At 45.7% G+C, this 18008-nt stretch carries 12 protein-coding genes; 10 read left to right on the top strand and 2 right to left on the bottom strand.

What is annotated here, in order from left to right:
- Positions 1–24: 24 nt before the first annotated feature.
- The 9 genes from AC0YN0_RS17940 to AC0YN0_RS17900 all read left to right on the top strand — a co-directional run bounded on the left by AC0YN0_RS17940 (position 25) and on the right by AC0YN0_RS17900 (position 10506).
- Positions 25–1011, top strand: coding sequence for an ROK family protein (locus AC0YN0_RS17940; protein ID WP_475822474.1), 987 nt, complete (start codon positions 25–27; stop codon positions 1009–1011).
- Entirely contained in the window at positions 1001–3406 is a 2406-nt protein-coding gene (locus AC0YN0_RS17935; protein ID WP_475822473.1) for a glycoside hydrolase family 9 protein, read from the top strand. The genes AC0YN0_RS17940 and AC0YN0_RS17935 overlap by 11 nt, the downstream gene beginning before the upstream one ends.
- Positions 3396–4490 carry an SIS domain-containing protein gene (locus AC0YN0_RS17930; RefSeq protein WP_475822472.1) on the top strand — a complete coding sequence of 365 codons (1095 nt, stop codon included), beginning with the start codon at positions 3396–3398 and terminating at the stop codon, positions 4488–4490. Before AC0YN0_RS17935 ends, AC0YN0_RS17930 begins: the two co-directional genes overlap by 11 nt.
- A 30-nt stretch (positions 4491–4520) precedes the next feature.
- On the top strand, positions 4521–5864 hold the full coding sequence (locus AC0YN0_RS17925) for an ABC transporter substrate-binding protein (protein ID WP_475822471.1): 1344 nt from the start codon (positions 4521–4523) through the stop codon (positions 5862–5864).
- A gap of 100 nt (positions 5865–5964) precedes the next feature.
- On the top strand, positions 5965–6849 hold the full coding sequence (locus tag AC0YN0_RS17920; RefSeq protein ID WP_475822470.1) for a carbohydrate ABC transporter permease: 885 nt from the start codon (positions 5965–5967) through the stop codon (positions 6847–6849).
- 2 nt (positions 6850–6851) lie between these two features.
- Positions 6852–7679 (top strand): carbohydrate ABC transporter permease, encoded by an 828-nt coding sequence (locus AC0YN0_RS17915; RefSeq protein ID WP_337103550.1) that lies wholly within the window; start codon positions 6852–6854, stop codon positions 7677–7679.
- Between the two features lie 168 nt (positions 7680–7847).
- Entirely contained in the window at positions 7848–8495 is a 648-nt protein-coding gene (locus tag AC0YN0_RS17910; protein ID WP_475822469.1) for a 2OG-Fe(II) oxygenase, read from the top strand.
- A gap of 117 nt (positions 8496–8612) precedes the next feature.
- Positions 8613–9620: an AraC family transcriptional regulator gene (locus AC0YN0_RS17905; RefSeq protein ID WP_475822468.1), complete on the top strand. Its 1008-nt coding sequence runs from the start codon at positions 8613–8615 to the stop codon at positions 9618–9620.
- Between the two features lie 91 nt (positions 9621–9711).
- Positions 9712–10506: an SDR family NAD(P)-dependent oxidoreductase gene (locus AC0YN0_RS17900; RefSeq protein ID WP_475822532.1), complete on the top strand. Its 795-nt coding sequence runs from the start codon at positions 9712–9714 to the stop codon at positions 10504–10506.
- A 107-nt stretch (positions 10507–10613) separates the two neighbouring features.
- On the opposite strand, the gene AC0YN0_RS17895 is transcribed toward AC0YN0_RS17900, so the two are convergent.
- Together AC0YN0_RS17895 and AC0YN0_RS17890 are read right to left on the bottom strand one after the other, a co-directional pair.
- Complete coding sequence (locus tag AC0YN0_RS17895) at positions 10614–11384, bottom strand: response regulator (RefSeq protein ID WP_475822467.1); 771 nt, start codon at positions 11382–11384, stop codon at positions 10614–10616.
- Complete coding sequence (locus tag AC0YN0_RS17890) at positions 11362–14322, bottom strand: histidine kinase (RefSeq protein ID WP_475822466.1); 2961 nt, start codon at positions 14320–14322, stop codon at positions 11362–11364. The genes AC0YN0_RS17895 and AC0YN0_RS17890 overlap by 23 nt, the downstream gene beginning before the upstream one ends.
- 234 nt (positions 14323–14556) lie before the next feature.
- On the opposite strand from AC0YN0_RS17890, the gene AC0YN0_RS17885 reads away from it, so the two are divergent.
- Entirely contained in the window at positions 14557–17886 is a 3330-nt protein-coding gene (locus AC0YN0_RS17885; protein ID WP_475822465.1) for an S-layer homology domain-containing protein, read from the top strand.
- Positions 17887–18008: the final 122 nt, after the last annotated feature.

The following is an 18008-nucleotide window of genomic DNA, read 5'->3' as shown; positions in this document are numbered from 1 at the left end:
CCAAATTTGTAAGGAGATACACACATGGAAATTCCACAATCGATTATTGCAGTTGACTTAGGCGGGACGAAAATTCTTGTCGGTGAAGTAACTCTGGCGGGTGAGGTGTTGCAAACCAAGTGGTATCCAAGTGATACAACAAGCCAGCATGCCGCATTACAAGGAATCATTCATGCGATCAACGATTTTCTAGTAGGAAGCACCTTGATTGCCCGCGAGCAAATAGCAATTGGCATTGGTGTAGTTGGACGTGTGGATACACATAAAGGAATATGGCACGAGATACAACCTGGCAAGTCGGAGCTCATTAACGTAAGTGAGCAGCTCGAATCGGTTTTTCAAATACCGTGCGGCGTAGATAACGATGTTGCTTGCGCGACACGTGCAGAGCAGACATTGGGTTGGGGACAGCAATCGCGAAACTTTATTTACTTCAACATCGGAACGGGTATTGCGGCAGGAACAGTAGTGGATGGACGCTATGTGGAAGGGAACCAATTCAATGCCGGTGAAGTAGGGCATATGGTCGTTGCGATGGATAGTGATGTGCAGTGTGGATGTGGTCGCAAGGGCTGTGTTGAACGCATCGCTTCAGGCTTAGGCATGCACGAGCGTGTGGTTGACTTGCTTCCAGCATATTCGTCTAGTTCGCTCGAGCTTGTGGAAGGACAGCGGATTGATGTGCAAACGATATTGGAAGCGGCAGAACAAGGAGATGAACTAGCATCGCGTATTGTTGATGATGCATCGCATGCAGCTGCGGCGGCGATAATGAATCTGGTAAGGGTAACGGATCCAGATACGATTGTGCTTGGCGGTAGTGTTGCTCGCAACCCTTACTTCTTCGAGCGAATCAAGCAAGCATTGAATCCGCGTACCATGCGATTTGTCGCAAATGGACTCGTATATACGAAAGTAAAGAGTGAAGAGACGGGACTTGTAGGCGCAGCAATGGTTGGTCTCGAGGCAAGTCGATCAAGAAGATGGGAGGAAATAGCCGATGTTAAGTGAGCAGTTGCAGAGAGATATTAAGCAGTCGGGTTATATCCATCGTCCGCTGCCTAGATACACCGAGCATTCCTTAGAAGCAGCTCAGAAGCAGCTGGAAGTGATCAATTCTCGCATGCTGTATAGTGCGAGTGAAACTAACGCAAGTAAGTGGGCATTCAAAGGTGTTGGCGAAGTGAATGTAGATCCTGACGGGTCGGTGTCTATCACATCGCCCACGGTGATGCCGCATTGGCCGGAAGGCGCGCCAGAGGATGGAGATTACGTTAGCTTCGGTGAGGCGTGGCTAGTACGGCGTTTCGAAGGCGAGAATTGGAAACGCTTCAATCGCATTTCAATCGAGTTGAAAGCTGATTTTCAAGGGACTCCGAACACGTACGTGATGATCAAATTCCGGAATGAAGGCGAAATCCCAATTCCAGATATTTATTTCCGTGAAGGCGTACATGGCATTAACTTGTCGAACACGGAGTGGAATACGGTTCATCTTAACATTGCAGAGCTTCCACGAGATGTGATTACAGAGGTAGAGATCGGCTACTACATTAATGGTAAGAGCCATGCGACAGGTGACTCTATGAAGCTGTCCGTGAGATCGATTCAATTAGAGCTCGTCGATCAGCAGGAAGTGACAAAGGGTTGGTTACCAAGTCCGCGTGAAATTGTATTCTCTCATTCCGGATACCGGACAGATAGTGCGAAGACAGCATTAGCACAGCAGCTGGATGCGGAGCATTTTCAGATCATTAGCGATGTAAGTGGTACATCCGTATATACAGGCACAATCAATCAGGTTGAGACAGGTATCGGACAGTTTCAATTGATGGAATTTACAGAGGTTACAGAGGAAGGTCGTTATTATATCCAGGTTGGCGAGATCACTTCACATCCATTCACGATTGGGTCATCGGCAAAGGTATGGCATGCTTCGATCTGGAAATCATTGAACTTTGTGTTCTGTGAACGTTGCGGCTATCCGGTTCCTGGCATTCATGGCACCTGTCATGGAGATATTATCGCAGAGCATAACGGGACGAAGCTTGCCTTCCACGGTGGTTGGCATGATGCGGGCGATGTATCGCAGCAACTGATTCAGACCGCTGAAGTAACGCTTGCATTGTTCGAGTTAGCTGAGCGGACTCGGCCGAAAGATGAGGATTTGTACCTTCGCTTATTGGAGGAAGGCGAGTGGGGTCTAGATTTCCTGCTACAAACGAGATACGGTGACGGCTATCGTGCAACTAGTGCGGGAATTACACGTTGGACGGACGGTCTCATTGGCAATATGGATGACTGCGCGGCGCGTGTGCATAATCAAGCCTACGAGAATTTTTATTGTGCAGGCATCGAGGCTTATATTCATTCCCGCCTCCCTGATGAGGCGTTATCCAAGCGTCTACTGGAAATAGCGAAGGAAGACTTTCAATATGCGCTCGATGTCTTTGCAGTGGCTGGCTTCGATCAGAAACCGATCTTCTGGGAGCATACGTATCAAACGTCGGAGAGCCTATTCATGGCTACAGCCTCCTGGGCAGCCTCAATGCTGTACAAGGCAACACAGGAAGAGCGCTATGCAGAGAAGGCGGTTGAATTTATCCGTTATGTGGAACAGTCACAGGAGTTAGAGGGCATCTCTCTTCCGGATGGAACGTCATTCATAGGCTTCTTCTACCGCAATTCGGATAAGAAGATCATTCAGCACTTCAACCATCAGGCTCGCGAGCATCTGTACTTGCAAGCGTTGGTCGCTGTACACGAGACACAGCCTCAGCACGAGGAAGCCGGTCGCTGGCTTCAATCGATTCAAGCGTACGGCTCGTATCTCAAAAAATTAAGCTCGTATACGGCGCCATATCCGATGATCTCAAGCGGTCTATATCATGTGGATGAGCACCAAGATGAGCGAAGCTTCGGGCATCAGCATTTGCTTGTAGATGAGCGTGCGAAAGTCGACTACACGCTTCAATTGCATCAAGGTGTTCAAATAACGGAGGAGATATACGTACGCCGTTTCCCGGTATGGTTCTCTTTCAAAGGAAATAATGCGATCGTGTTGTCCACAGGCAAGGCAGCTTCAATAGCCGGTCAATACTTGAAGGATCAAGAGCTTCTAGATATTGCAGAGGGCCAGCTGCAGTGGATTGTCGGGAAAAATCCTTTCGGTCAATCACTCATGTATGGTGAAGGCTACCGCTACGCGCAGCAATATTCAGTATTAAGCGGTGAGATGACGGGAGAGCTTCCCGTAGGTGTACAAACGTTCGGTAACGAGGACGTTCCTTACTGGCCGCAATTCAACAATGCCACTTATAAGGAAGTTTGGGTCGGCCTTGCAGGCAAATGGATGTCCATATTGGCAGATTTGTATGCAGCGGAGGAGGTGCACCATGAATCTTGATTCGAAACCGACGATGATGACCTACATTCATGAGGAAGAGTCGATGTCTCGCAGCATTCTTGCTTCCTATCCGGCCAATGTGGAAGCCTTCGCAACAACGGCTGGGACGAAAGCGGACTGGCTCGTGTTTGCAACAGGCTCAAGCATCAATGCAGCCCTCAGTGCGAAATACTTTATCGAGCGGTTGATTGACGTTCGAATTGATGTACGTGAGCCCTTTCATTTTGCGAACTATGAATCGTTCAGTCCGTACACGGATCTCGTCGTCGCGATATCCCAAAGCGGTCAGAGTACATCGACAATCGGTGCGCTAGAGCGCACTCGTGAAGAAACAGAGCTTACGACGATTGCTCTCACGAGTGATGTGAATGCCGAGATCTCGGCAGTAGCTGACGTCACCATCGATATAGGCTGTGGCAAAGAGCGAGTAGGCTTCGTAACTAAGGGGTTTCTTGCTACCGTCTTCACCTTGATGCTTGCTGGTCTCCGTATCGCTGTCGTGAATGGCAAGATCACTCACGAGAAGGAGCGAGAGCTATTGCGTCAGTTCGAGCTTGCGATTGACGCGATTCCATTAACCATTGTGAAGACGGAGCAATTTTTTGATAGGCACAAAAATGATTTTGCTAACGCACCTCGCTTTACAGCAGTTGGGTATGGGCCTGCATACGGAACCATCAAAGAATTCGAAACGAAATTCTGCGAGACGGTTCGCATGCCTTCGCAAGGGATTGAACTGGAGGCATTCATGCATGGTCCTTACCTTGAGGTGAATCCCGAGCATCGGATATTTTTCTTGGAGATAGGAGGTGAGGTACAAGAGAGGCTCGAACTGCTGCGTGACTATGAGAGTAAGTATACAAACTATACGTATACGTTGTCGCTGAACCGTGCAAGTGATGAACACACGATTGGTCTAGAGCTCGAACTGACAGAAGAGATGGCACCTTTCATCATGATCATTCCGTTTCAAATTTTAGCCCATCATATTGCTACCGCAAGAGGCATTGCACTCCGCAATCGAATTTATACCGACTTTGGAGTGGCAATGAAGAGCAAGACGAAGCCAGGCGATTATGCTTAATCCATTATTCATAACTTGGGGGTCATGTTAATGAAGAAAAATGCACTAGTAGTATCGTCCTTGATTCTGTTAACTTCCGCTGCTTTAGCTGGCTGTGGCTCTAATCCAGATAATAGCTCAAATCATTCCACAGATGACAAGCCTATCGAGATCACATTCCGTCATGCTCTGATCGGGGAAAGAAGACAGGGTACGCTCGATTTAACGATGGAAGCAGTCAAGAAGATGGAAGCAGAAGTTCCAGGATTAACAGTGAAAATGGATGGCGTTGACGGTGAAGTCAACCGTAAAGATAAAATCAGAGGTGAAATGGCGTCCGGAAACGTGCCAGAGATCTTTGATGCATTCGGTAGTCCCGATGTCAAAACGTTCGCCAAAGAAGGAAAAGTACTCGATATTACACCAATTCTCGATGAGCTCGGAATTAAAGATAAGTTCCTTAATCTAGATGCGTGGACGTTGGATGGCAAAGTATATGGACTGCCAATGTCGGCGAGTGCTGAGGGCGTATTCTACAACAAAGAGTATTTTGCATCCAAAGGATTCGAAGTACCTACAACCTACGATGAACTGCTGACGCTTATGGACAAGATCAAAGCCGATGGCAAAATCCCATTCTCGGCTGGTTCTAAGTCTGCGTGGGTACCACTCATGCTGACCAACCAGATTTGGTCCCGTACTGCAGGTCCAGAAGTGACTGCGAAGTTCTCGACTGGCGAAGCGAAATGGACGGATCCGGCAATAACGGAAGCGTTCAAGGTTCATCAGGATTGGGTCAATAAAGGCTACTTCAAGAAGGGCGAGCTTGGCTTCGAGTATGTGGACTACAATACCCAATTTATTAATGGTGAATCGGCGATGATGTTCGACGGTAGCTGGGCAGCTTCATTATTCCAAGAAGGCGGAGCGGGCATTAGCCTTGCTGGTAAGGTCGGCTTCTTCAACTTCCCTCCTATGCCTGGCGGCGTAGGCGATCAAACGTCGATCATGCAGGATATGAACAATGGTTATGCATTCTCAGCGGAAGTAGCCAACAATCCAAGAAAGCTCGCTGCTGTAAAATCGTTCATTAAAAACTTCTACACGGAAGAGATGCAGATGCGTTTCCTCGTTGAACGCGGATCATTGCCTTGCATTAAGCTGGACGAAGCAAAGGTGCAGGAACAGGTGAAAGACCCAATGATGAAGGAACTAATGACTATGCTTCTTCATACCAAATCTTCTTACGCTGCGTTTGATGCCTTGGTACCTGCTGATGTCACTACAGAAATCGGTAATCAAATTCAAAAAATAGTTAGCAATACAACAACTCCAGAGAAGGCAACCGCTGCGATTCAAAAGGTTCAAGAAGAAGCGAATGCTGAAGCGGAATAAATATTGTAAGTTGTAAAAATAAGGGCGCCCTTATAGTAAGTGAAGGGTGCCTTTCCTTTCAATCATTATGATGATAAATTGGCAAGGTGGTGTGAGTGATATGAATAAAGCCCTAAGAAATCCAGTCACATATATACTGTTTATTATTCCAGCATTGCTGCTGCTTATCATGTTTTTTATTTACCCGCTCATGAGTTCGCTTTATTACAGCTTTACGAACTGGAACGGAATTTCAGATAATGTGAAGCCGGTTGGCTTCAAAAACTTCTCGAAAGCACTTACAGACCTAGCGTTCTGGAACTCAGTCAAAAACAACGGTTATTTCATATTATTCTCTGTATTTATTCAAGTCCCGATTACGATCGTTGCTTCATTAATGATTGCGAACGTAAAGAAGCTTCAAGGCTTATACAAGACGGCGATCTTTATGCCTACCGTCATGTCAACGGCAGTCATTGGCATATTGTGGGGATTTATTTATAACTATGATGTTGGTTTGTTAAATAAAATGATCGTTTTCTTAGGCGGACAACCGATCGATTGGTTAGGTAGTCCAAAGACAGCGATGCTGTCTATTCTAATTACGAACACCTGGCAATGGGCAGGCTTCTATATCGTGATGATTCTTGCAGCCATTCTTACGATTCCTAAGGAGCTGGATGAAGCTGCAATGATTGACGGCGCAACCGGCCTTCAGCGCGTGAGAAGAATTACAATGCCTCTCATTACGCCTGTAATCAGTGTTGTCATTATGCTCTCCATCGCGGGTTCAATGAAAGCAGCCGATATTATTATCGTCATGACGAAGGGCGGACCTGCAGGCTCGACGGACGTAATGGCTACTTATATGATCAAATACGCGATTACCAACTTTAAGTATGGTTACGGTAATGCATTATCCTTCATTATCTTTATTTTCACGATGGTGGTTACAGTTCTATATCAAGTCTTAATTGCAAGACGTGCTGAAAGGATTGATTACTAATGATGAAGGCGCTGAAAAAAAGCGGTAATCATATATTTTTAATGGCGTATCTCCTCATCATTTTGTTTCCATTCCTATTCGTCGTATTTTCTTCCTTCAAAATGAACAATGCGGAGATTGCTTTAAGTCCGTTCGGGCTTCCTAAGCAATTTCATTGGGAAAACTATGTTGATGCATGGGTAAATGCGAAGATTAATGTTTATTTCTTTAATAGCTTATACATTTCGTTAGTATCCTCCATACTGACGATTATCATTTCAGCCATGATTGGATTCGCTGTAACGCGCATGAAATATAATAAGATCAGTTCGGTCATATTTAGCATTGTATTGCTAGGAATGCTGATTCCGAATACTTCCTTGATGCTACCCATCTATCTATTGCTGCAAAAAATCGGAGTATTGAATACCCATCTTGCTCTTATCATCCCATATGTGGCAAACGCGATACCGTTATCTACGATTATTATCGCTGCTTTCATGCGTTCATTGCCCAAAGAAGTTGAAGAGGCAGCTGTTATCGATGGACTTACGGCAAAGGGGATTTTCGCGAAAATAGCCATGCCGCTAGTCGGACCAGCGCTCGTGACGGTATTTATCATGTCTTTCTTAGGAAACTGGAACGAGTTCCTGCTTGCGAACTACTTCCTATCGGATGATCTTCTACGCACTTTGCCTGTCGGGATGGTTCAGTTCCGAGATGCAAAGCTATCCAACTATGCGCAAATGGCTGCGGGTATCGTATTCTGTGTTGTTCCGGTCATGATTATTTATAGCGTATTGCAGAAGCAAATTATAGAAGGGGTTACCGCGGGTAGTGTGAAGGGGTAATTTGAGCTCGCCTCCGCCAATACCATGAAAAACCCGACCTCGCGAGGTCGGGTTTTGGACACAATACAGTCGAATTATTTCGACTTTTCTGAAATTAATAGAGTAAATCGTTTCGATTCATGGTATGTTACTCTGTGGTGAATGTCATACTATAGGGGCTGCATAACGATGATGGGAGATACGACTGAGAAAGAGCGGACGATATTTGACCATATTGGAAATACGATCAAGACCGATGATCGGGAAATTCGTATACTTGCCAAGTATGAGGCGCCATTGGTAGTCGTGCTGGGCAATGTGCTTAGCGATGAGGAATGCGATGAGCTAATTAAACACTCCAGGGATCAATTGCAACGTTCTAAAATAGGTGGAGAACATGCAGTCAATCAAATTAGAACGAGCAGCGGGGTGTTCTGCGAGGACAGTGAGACGATTACAAGAATCGAGAGGCGCTTCTCTCAAATTATGAATATTCCTATCGAGCACGGTGACGGATTGCAAGTTCTGCTCTATACCCCTGGCCAAGAGTATCAACCACATTATGATTTCTTCGCAGAAACGAGTCGAGCAAGCGCTAACAATCGAATTAGTACGCTCGTGATGTATTTGAATGATGTGGAGGAGGGCGGGGAAACGGCGTTCCCCATGCTTAATATGTCAGTTTTCCCTAACAAAGGCATGGCCGTATACTTTGAATATTTTTATAGCAATCATGAATTAAACGATTTCACTCTGCATGCGGGGACACCGGTCATTAAAGGGGAAAAGTGGGTTGCTACGATGTGGATGAGAAGACAAGCCCTTCGTATTTCCTAAATAACCGCTCGCCACCACCATAGGTAAACCGCATCCGCATGAGGATGTGGTTTTTACTATTCCCTCGACATTACGCTTGAACATAGAACTATGTATATAAAAAGGAGTGCCATACGAATGAAATCTCGTATCACGGATCGGATTAAACTCTCGCCAGGATTTTGGGCAGGATTACGTCACTTAGGGATTGCCGACTACGAAGTAGCACGCCATGCACGATTACCGCTTACCATTATAACTGAACCGGAAGTGACCACCGCCCAATATTTTGCGATATGGCAGGCTTATTCCGATCTCGTAGGCGATACGGCCAAGGCAATTATCAATCTGGCGACTTCTTATGAGACAATGCACTACCCGCCGACTGTTTTAGCGACTTACCACGCTCGTGACTACCGCGATGCTTTGCACCGAATGGCTCGTTACAAACAACTTTGCCCTCCTGAACGATTACAGATCACCGAAGGTGCCGATTACTGTACGATCGAACTGGAATGGCAGAATTCGGAGCAATCGGGTCCGCCAATGCTTGTAGGCCTCACTCTGGCGTTTCTATTAGAGCTTGGACGCAGGGGTACGGGGCAACTATTGACTGCGCGGAATGTCGAGTTTTCCCAATCCATGGGCGATGTGAAGGCGCTTGAAGCTTATTTTGGCTGCCCTGTCCGAATCGACGCAACATGTAACAGACTGACACTGCATCGAAGAGATCTGGACCGCTCCTTTGTCTCGTACAATGAAGAGCTACTAGAGATTCTGACTCCCGTTCTCGACCAATCATTGAATGAACAGAAGCAGGGCCGATCAATTGCCGAGATGGTCAAATGGATTATGAAACGCAGCCTCACAAGCGGACGACCGGACATTCAGGCTGTGGCGAGGGAACTCCGTATGAGCGACCGTACCTTGCAGCGGAGACTTAGCAATGAAAACACAAGCTTCAATAATCTGTTAACAGAGGCTAGACATGAGCAGTCGCGTGAGTACTTGGCGGACCCCTCGCTTGATATTAAGGAAGTGGCTTTCTTGATCGGATATGAAGACCAGAACTCTTTCTACCGCGCCTTTCGCAATTGGGAAGGCGATACTCCTTCAAATTGGCGCGCAGAACACTTTGGCGTGTAAAACAAGAGTATTGGCGGGATAGGCTAGTTACCGAACAACGCATACAAGGTAATATAATCACTATCCACAACATAAGAAGGAGAAATGCATGATGGATATGGGATTAAATAATAAAACAGCACTAATTACAGGTTCAACGAAAGGCATAGGCAAAGCAATCGCCATTGAACTTGCCAAAGAGGGCGTTAATGTACTTATCAATGGCCGAAATGATGATGAAGTAGAACGTACTGTGAGTGAAATCAAGTTGAAGTTCCCGGATACTACGCCTCAGAATGCTGCAGCCGATCTTGTGGATGCTAAGCAAAGAGAAGCAATATTTGAAAAATATCCTCAAATCGATATTCTAGTAAATAGTATGGGTAAATATGAAATCATGAAATATGAGGATGTTGACGACGAAGTGTGGGAATCCTATTTCCGCACAAACGTGCTTGCAGCAAATCATTTAACTAAGTTTTATTTGCCTAAAATGTTGAAAAACAATTTTGGACGTATTATCTTTATAGCTAGCGAAGAGGCCATCATGCCTTCGGGACAAATGCCTCAGTATTGCATGACCAAATCAATGCTATTATCATTGTCAAAAAGCTTGTCCAAACTAACAATAGGTACAGAAGTTACAGTCAATACGATCATGCCAGGACCCACGCTTTCTGAAAATGTGCATCAAATCATTGACGGTATATATGCTGATGAAAATATGACGTTCGCAGAAAAAGAGAAAAAATTTATGGCTGCAAACCTGCCTCAATCCGAAATACAGCGATTTATTAAGCCTAATGAGATAGGCAGACTAACAACATTCGTATGCAGTCCTTATGCATCGGCGTTTAAAGGATCTCCAATCCGTATGGATGGGGGAATGGTGCCGACTATTTTTTAACATTACTTAAAGTAGCAATAGGGTAACAGAGAAACGGCGAAGATCGTCTCAAATAAGTTGTAAGGAAAAGGACCGGCCATTGAGCCGGTCCCTCTTTGTAATCAGACTTAAACGGTTGATTCTAAACGATAGGACCATAAATATCCTTTCGATTCCAGCAGAAGCGTATCCTGGATTTCCTTCGGCTCTATGATGATGCTGTTGTTGGTATTCATGATGTAACCATCATTTATTCGATCGATTACGATGGGCACATCCAGCTCCATAAAAAGCTGACGCATACGGTATATCGTATTATACAGATTGGAGAGTGCCCGTTTTTCCTCTACATGCGTCCAGATATCATCGATGATTCTCCATTTTAAGCATAATTTATTTTCATGAAGCAGAAAGTAGTAGAACAGCTCCTCGGTTACGCGAGTAGGCCATTTTGCAAGCTGTTCCCCCTTTTTCACATATGCTTCCCCATAAAGCTGGACAAAAAGCTCCTGCTTATTCGCCGGTTTCTGTTTATTGCCATAATATTTCTGAAGGCGTTCATCCAACTGCTTAACTGTATTCGGAGTCATCGGTTTTAAGATATAATCAAGCGCTTGTACGCGAAAGGCTTGCACGGCATATTGCTGGTGAGCGGTTGTGAAAATCACAGGCACGTCGATGCCGTTTTCCACTAGGCTTTGGGCCAATTGAAGTCCTGTCATTCTCGGCATTTCAATGTCCAGCACGAGCGCGTCCAAATCTAGCTTCGGTATTTCCTGCAACGCATCGAACGGCGATTCGAAACGGCCTACAATTTGAAAGGGACCATAGGTTTCCAGCAACCTAGCATGCAGTCCCAGAATCGGTTTCTCATCCTCAACGAGAATTACTTTCCACATGATTTCGTCCCTCCATGATCGGAATTATTAATTGAATGGTAGTTCCTTTGCCCGGCAAGGAGCTGATCTCCAGGCTGCCTTGTTTGAGATCATGTACGCGTCGACGCACATTCGTAAATCCGATGCCGGCATCGGCAAGCTCTCCTCCCATTAATTGGGCGCATTGCTCTGCTGACATACCTACGCCATCATCGGCGACACATATGCTCAAGCGAGATTCGTGCGAGTAGATCGAAACCTGAACATGTCCAGATCCTTCTTTGTCGAATAGACCGTGGCGAATCGCATTTTCGACTAAAGGCTGCAAGAGCAAACTAGGAATCAGAACATTGTCGGCGGCAATTAGCGGATCGATGTCACAGGCGAATGTTAACCGTTCGCCAAATCTGGCCTTTTCTACATCTACATAAGCTTCAATAATTTCCAGCTCTTTCTGAAGGGAAGAGAATTGTCCGTCCCGGCTCGTTTCAAATATATAACGAAGGAAAGAACTGAGCATCGTCAGCAGATAAGCGGCACGCTCTCCATCCGTGTAGCAGAAGGAAATAATATTGCTGAGCGCGTTATACAAAAAATGCGGTTTGATTTGGGTTTGCAGAAAGGCCATTTCATATTCAATCGCTTTCAGCATAGATTGTTTCGTCTGTTCAGCGGCATTCAATCGAGCCATCAAAGTCTCTTTCGAGAAAGGTTTTACAATGTAATCATTTGCGCCGGAAGCAAATATTTTTTCAATATGCTTAGGATATTCGGATGAAATCATCATGATAATCGGCAGCTCCAATAAAGGCGCTTGCGTACGGATTTGCTGTAGCAATTCGAGACTATTCATGTTGCCGGGAATAATGTCGTCAATAATCATCATCGCTATTTCCGGGTGACTGCTATAGTAGTCGAGCGCCTCTTGAGCAGTATAAGCAATTCGAATTTTGTACGTATCGCTCAGCATGCCCCTCATGACTTCCGCGTGCATCACATCGTCATCGACAATGAGAAGCGTTGCCAGCTCTAGTTCTTCTGCGGATACGGCAGCTTCAACGTTGTATTCGTATTCCGCTGCTGTAACCGGCTCTTTAAATTCGCTGAAAGCCAGTTTGAGCGTGAATCGGATACCTCTCTCCATTCGTTCATACCTTATGCTTCCATTCATTTGTTGGACAAGCTCCACCGTCATCATAAGCCCGGAAGATTGCTGCCGGTCCCTGTTCGCTGTCACGGACTCGCGAGTTGTCGCCACATGAAGAAGGACATCCTCTCCAGCCTGCATGGCTTCAATAGACAGGCTGTTTTCTACGGTATCGTTAGCGATCTCTGTCATCATGCGCAGGAGCACCTGCGTCAGGGCTTGCTCGTCCGCCGATACATAAAGCTGCTTTGATATGTTTTCGTTTATTTGAATTTTCTTCTTCACGAATGTAAGCTGCATCAACTGAAGCACATGGAGCATGACCATTCGGAGATTAGTGGACTTCAGCTGAATGGCGTAATCATTAAATCGAATACGAGTAAAATCGTTCAAATCTCTCAGGATATAAACCATGTTGCCAATTAGCTGCTCGGCTAAGTATAATTGCTCGCCTTGCCTCCGGTGGTCGCGCTCTCGAGACATCGAATGAATCAAATGGACGGCGTCATGCAGAGGTCTCTGCAAATCAAGCGTAGCAACTTTCAGGAAATCATCTTTCGTATCGTTTGCCTTCTGTAATCGAGCAGTCAGCCGCTCGGATTCCTCCGTTCGATTCATGAGACGTATGCCGAGAAAAACATTCATCGCCAACACGCACCCGATCAGTCCGATTCTGTTCAAGCTGTTGCGGCCGGAGTAGAACAAGCTGTCCGACGAACCGCTTATCGCGAAGATAGCAAGAAACAATAGCATTGCCAAGAGAAGGACAGCTTCGTTTCTGCGTATCGAGATCCGATTCTTAACAATTAAATAAAAGATGCGAGCGATAACTCCCAGGAATAGTCCATCCATATAGTAAAAAAATTCATACTGCATGCTCGACAATGCTCTTGCCGGGAGAACGGCATTTAAAGACGAATAGACCAGGAGCGGAAGAAGCAGCAGAAACAATGTCTTTCGATTCATAATAGAAGGAATAATCTTGACAATAAAGACCAGAAGCAAAATGGCGCTCAGGTATGTACTGACGTCTTGGATGCGAAAATAGAGCTCGTAAGGAAATGACGGGAACTCGCGTATGATCAATCGCTCTCCGCGAAACACAATTACGATCGCTAACGTTAGAAAGTACAATCCGCTGTATAGGAAGGCTTCGTCCCTCGTCCGCAGCAAATATATGGTTAAATGATACATGCAGAACAGCAGCATACATAAGGCTGCAGCCCATTCCATGGTAAGATCTCTCTGCACGTCATTCTTAATATGCTCGGCGTCGCCGATATCGATTGGCAGGACGATGCCGCCTCTTGCATTGTAGAAGTTGGATGCGTGAACCGTAATAAGAAGCTGTCGGCCATCAGGTTTAAAGTAAACTTCATAGGATGGATTATCCAGTACCGTTTCTTGTTTAGAATCGGCGGTTTTCCCTTTTTCCGAGATGAATGCGCCATTGACATAGATGGTATGGGCAGACCAAATATTTCGAATGCGAAGACCGATGTCCTCCGACCAATGCTCGGGCAGATATACCATGATCTGATAGGAGCCCCATTGCACATTCGACGGCCAAGGACCTGGCACTGGCACATGATTCGCATCTTTGGAAAAATCAGTCGGACTGATAAAAGAATCGGCCGTAAACTTCCAATCGCCGGCTAACGAAACAAATGGAGAATCGGTCAGCTCTCGCAGGTCAAGCACGCCGTCTAAGGCTTTGCTTTGGACGGAGCTTGTATCATGGTCGCTAAAAATCATATAAAGAATGGCGATTAAGGCGCATACCACACCTAAGCAGCCAAGTACCTTTTTCATGTATAGTCACACTCCTATTGATACTATCATACGTTAAAGGTCTCTCAAAAAACTACCAATTGACATTTAGAATGGAGAGAAGTTTGAGAGATTTTTGAGAGAAGCCTCTGATATGGTGGGATCAACATCTTGGATAATTTGGAGGGGTACTTCTTTTTGGCAAGGGACTTAACTCTTAATTTGAGATGGTTCTATCAGCATGTATTTCTAAATCTAACAGGACGGGTGACTCAGATGAAGAAAAAGATGATTGCAATGGCAGTAGCTTTTCTATTGTTGGTTACGAATACATCAATGGCGTACGCACTGTCACCGGTAGCAGAGGTTTACTTTAATGCCGGCACAAGCACTTATGATTCCAGCGATTTTGAAAGTCAATTAAATGATGCCATTAAAGCTAAGCTGATAGCAGGGGGCGTAAATCCTAAGTATGTGTCGATTATGGACGCAAGCGCAAACCCGGCAGCTGTAACGGACTCGCATGTCCATTCCGGCTCTGACAGCTGGTATAACAGCACTCCACCGGAGGTTGTAACGGCCGATCTCAATCACGTTCAGACTTCCAATAACGGCAAAGCTTTAACGTTTTATGGTTACACCGAGTCGGGCTATAAGGATTTCATGCTGACGAGCGAAACGCCTGACGGCAAAAAGATCATTACTTTTGACATGGATGAATCCAAAGCCAATTACCATAGCATGGAAGGCGGAGGTTTTCTATTCAATACTCAGATCGATGACGCTGGCCTATTGAGCGGCTACGCTATTTTATATGTTAGTGATGGTATTAATGTCTATCAGATTGATGAAGTGAATGCAGATGATTTGCACAATGAGGCATATAGCGATTTGGGCTCGATAGACGGCGTTACCCTAATCGAAAGCTATGAAAAGGGGACATCGGCCCAACACACAATTAAAATCAATGTAACGGATACAACATTGAATATGTGGGATAACGGAGAGCAAGTTATTAGAAATCTCGATCTCCCTGATTCTTATGGTGAAGAATTCGGTCCAATCGTCAGCCATATCGGCCACGGTTGCGAGATCATTTCAATCTTTGCTTTTGACAATATGAAGCTGTTCTCTACTTCGAGCAAAACGTTGGACGAAGCAGTAGAAGATATCGTTTGGGAAGATTACGCTCCTTTGCGCTATGTCGTGAACATCAACGACGATCCTAGAGAAAGCTTAGATGGGGGAGAGAATCAATCCCATTTGAAGGACTCCTTCGATAACAATGACGTCCAATATGTAGGAGTAACTGAATCGGTTTATGAGGATATTAACCAAAACTTTATTGATGAGATTGCGAATGGCGGATTATATGTGCCTTCCGGTTCCGAGAATGCTAATGAAGAAATCATTGAAGCAATTGCAGAACGTATTGTGAATCAAATTATTAATGATTATAAAGTGGCGATTCTGGCTATTGAAGAAGCAGAGGACAACACGGATATCTCGTTTAATTCCGGAGATAACAAAAATACGGTGAGAAATGACATTACGTTGGAGCAAAGCGAAGATGTAACGACAGTCTGGTCCTCCGATCAGCCTTCAATCATCGCGCCTGATGGAACGGTTACAAGACCGGTTACGGACCAACCAGGAATCTATGTGAATCTGAAGGCAACGATTACAAAAGACGGGTTAACAAGCGAAAAAATCTTTACGGTTTATGTGCTTGCTGCAGAGCCTGGTCCTTTAAGCACTTTGTCGGCGGTTGCAGGCAATGGCCAAGCGACACTGAACTTTCCGCCACTAACGGATGCATCGGATGATGATATTGTGGTGGAACAATCGATAAACGGTACTGACTTTACTCCGGTTGATCTAGATGAAACGCTCACGGCTGCTTCAACGAGTGTAACCGTAACCGGCCTAACGAACGGAGAAACTTACTATTTCCGACTATCTGTCGGTTCAGGTTTTTATGAAGGTGTATCTAATATTGTCGAGGTTTCCCCTTCTGACCCGGTAACCACTTTGTCGGCTGTCGCTGGCAACAAGAAAGTTACATTGAAATTCCCTGCTATAACTGGGGCATCTGACATCGTAGTTGAACAATCAACGGACGGTGAAACTTTCACTCCAGTAACGACATCAGAGGTGTTGGACGCCGCTTCTACGAGAGCGACTGTAATTGGTCTAACGAACGGAGAAACTTATTATTTCCGTTTGGCAGTCGAATCGGGTCAGCATGCAGGCTTATCCAACGTCGTTACCGTTAAGCCGGTTGCGCCTTATATTTCTGAAGAGCCAACAATGGATACGAAAGTAATTGTGACCGACCAAGCAAACGGCGGTACAATCACACCGGACAAAATCACGAAATTAGTCGGTGACGACTTGAAAGTAACAGGTAAAATCAAGTCGGCCAACGGCAAAGAGCTGGATCTTCCGAATATTGTAATGAATGAAGACGGCAGCTTTACGCTTCCGAAGGTCGAGGCCGGCGAATATGTATTATCGTTGAACGTGATTGCGCCAAATGGCGAAAAGCTGGCAGGCCCTGTTGGCAAACTAATTGTTGATGCCAACGGAAAAGCAAGCTTAACGGTTGATCTGATCGATCCTTACGGAACGATTCTTGATACGGTAACCAATCAGCCCGTTGCGGGCGTGAATATGAAACTGTACTGGGCCGATACAGAGCTGAATCGTTCCAAGGGCAGAGTGCCTGGAACGCTTGTTGATCTGCCAGAGCTGCCGAATTTCGCACCAAACAAAAACCATAACCCGCAAATAAGCTCGGAGAGCGGCGAATACGGCTGGATGGTTTATGCCGACGCCGATTACTATTTCTTAGGCGAAAAGAATGGATACGTCGTGTTTGACAGCCGTAACGATAAGCGCGAAGAGAGCTTTGGGGATGACAGCCATATTAAAGACGGGATTATTCATGTTGGCGAAACGATCGTGAAATTCAGCTTCTCCTCGCAGCCGATCGTGAAAGCCGAGGGAACTCATAATCCATACATGGTTGGTTATCCTGACGGAACTTTCGATCCGGATCGAGGCATTGTACGAGCTGAGATCGCTGCAATCCTGTCCCGTTTGTACACATCTACAGCAAGCGAGAAGAATGTATCGTATTCCGATGTGAGCGCAAAATATTGGGCGGCAGATGCTATCGCAACAGTTACGAATAATAAATGGATGGTCGGCGCTGGAGACGATACGTTCCAGCCAAAGAAAAAAATTACGCGAGCGGAATTTGCGCAACTACTGACGAACGTGTATAAATGGGACGTTGTAAATGAAAGCACCTACACGGACGTAACGGGACACTGGGCGGAGAAAGCTATTGCAACGGTTGAGAAGCAAGGCCTGCTATTTGATTTTACGGATAAGACCTTCAATCCGAATCAGGAGATTACGAGAGTCCAGGTTGTCAGGATCTTTAACCAACTGCTGGAGCGTAACCCATGGCATGTCGAGGTTGGCGCGAAATGGACCGATGTTCCAGCAAGCCACGAGTACTACTTGGACATTATGGAAGCTTCGGTTCAGCATCCATTCGAGCAATACGAGACCGGTATCGAAAGCTGGAAAAAATAGAAACAAGTTCACGAAAGACCCGGCCTCGTGAGGTCGGGTCTTTCGTGGTATTCCTGTCCATACGCGCAAACGGTGTCTGCTCAGTGACACAGTGATTGGTTTAGGAAAAAACCTAAACTTCT

This window comes from Paenibacillus sp. J22P218, from assembly GCF_056269195.1.
The sequence above is the reverse complement of the archived record's forward strand: the minus strand, read 5'-3'. Positions and strand labels throughout refer to the sequence as shown.

Bases quoted from the DNA above. Each gene is read 5' to 3' on its own strand.
- AC0YN0_RS17915 (WP_337103550.1), top strand. From the start codon at position 6,852: ATGAAGGCGCTGAAAAAAAGCGGTAATCATATATTTTTAATGGCGTAT.
- AC0YN0_RS17940 (WP_475822474.1), top strand. From the start codon at position 25: ATGGAAATTCCACAATCGATTATTGCAGTTGACTTAGGCGGGACGAAA.
- AC0YN0_RS17925 (WP_475822471.1), top strand. From the start codon at position 4,521: ATGAAGAAAAATGCACTAGTAGTATCGTCCTTGATTCTGTTAACTTCC.
- AC0YN0_RS17910 (WP_475822469.1), top strand. From the start codon at position 7,848: ATGATGGGAGATACGACTGAGAAAGAGCGGACGATATTTGACCATATT.
- AC0YN0_RS17930 (WP_475822472.1), top strand. From the start codon at position 3,396: ATGAATCTTGATTCGAAACCGACGATGATGACCTACATTCATGAGGAA.
- AC0YN0_RS17885 (WP_475822465.1), top strand. From the start codon at position 14,557: ATGAAGAAAAAGATGATTGCAATGGCAGTAGCTTTTCTATTGTTGGTT.
- AC0YN0_RS17920 (WP_475822470.1), top strand. From the start codon at position 5,965: ATGAATAAAGCCCTAAGAAATCCAGTCACATATATACTGTTTATTATT.
- AC0YN0_RS17890 (WP_475822466.1), bottom strand. From the start codon at position 14,322: ATGAAAAAGGTACTTGGCTGCTTAGGTGTGGTATGCGCCTTAATCGCC.
- AC0YN0_RS17935 (WP_475822473.1), top strand. From the start codon at position 1,001: ATGTTAAGTGAGCAGTTGCAGAGAGATATTAAGCAGTCGGGTTATATC.
- AC0YN0_RS17895 (WP_475822467.1), bottom strand. From the start codon at position 11,384: ATGTGGAAAGTAATTCTCGTTGAGGATGAGAAACCGATTCTGGGACTG.
- AC0YN0_RS17900 (WP_475822532.1), top strand. From the start codon at position 9,712: ATGGATATGGGATTAAATAATAAAACAGCACTAATTACAGGTTCAACG.
- AC0YN0_RS17905 (WP_475822468.1), top strand. From the start codon at position 8,613: ATGAAATCTCGTATCACGGATCGGATTAAACTCTCGCCAGGATTTTGG.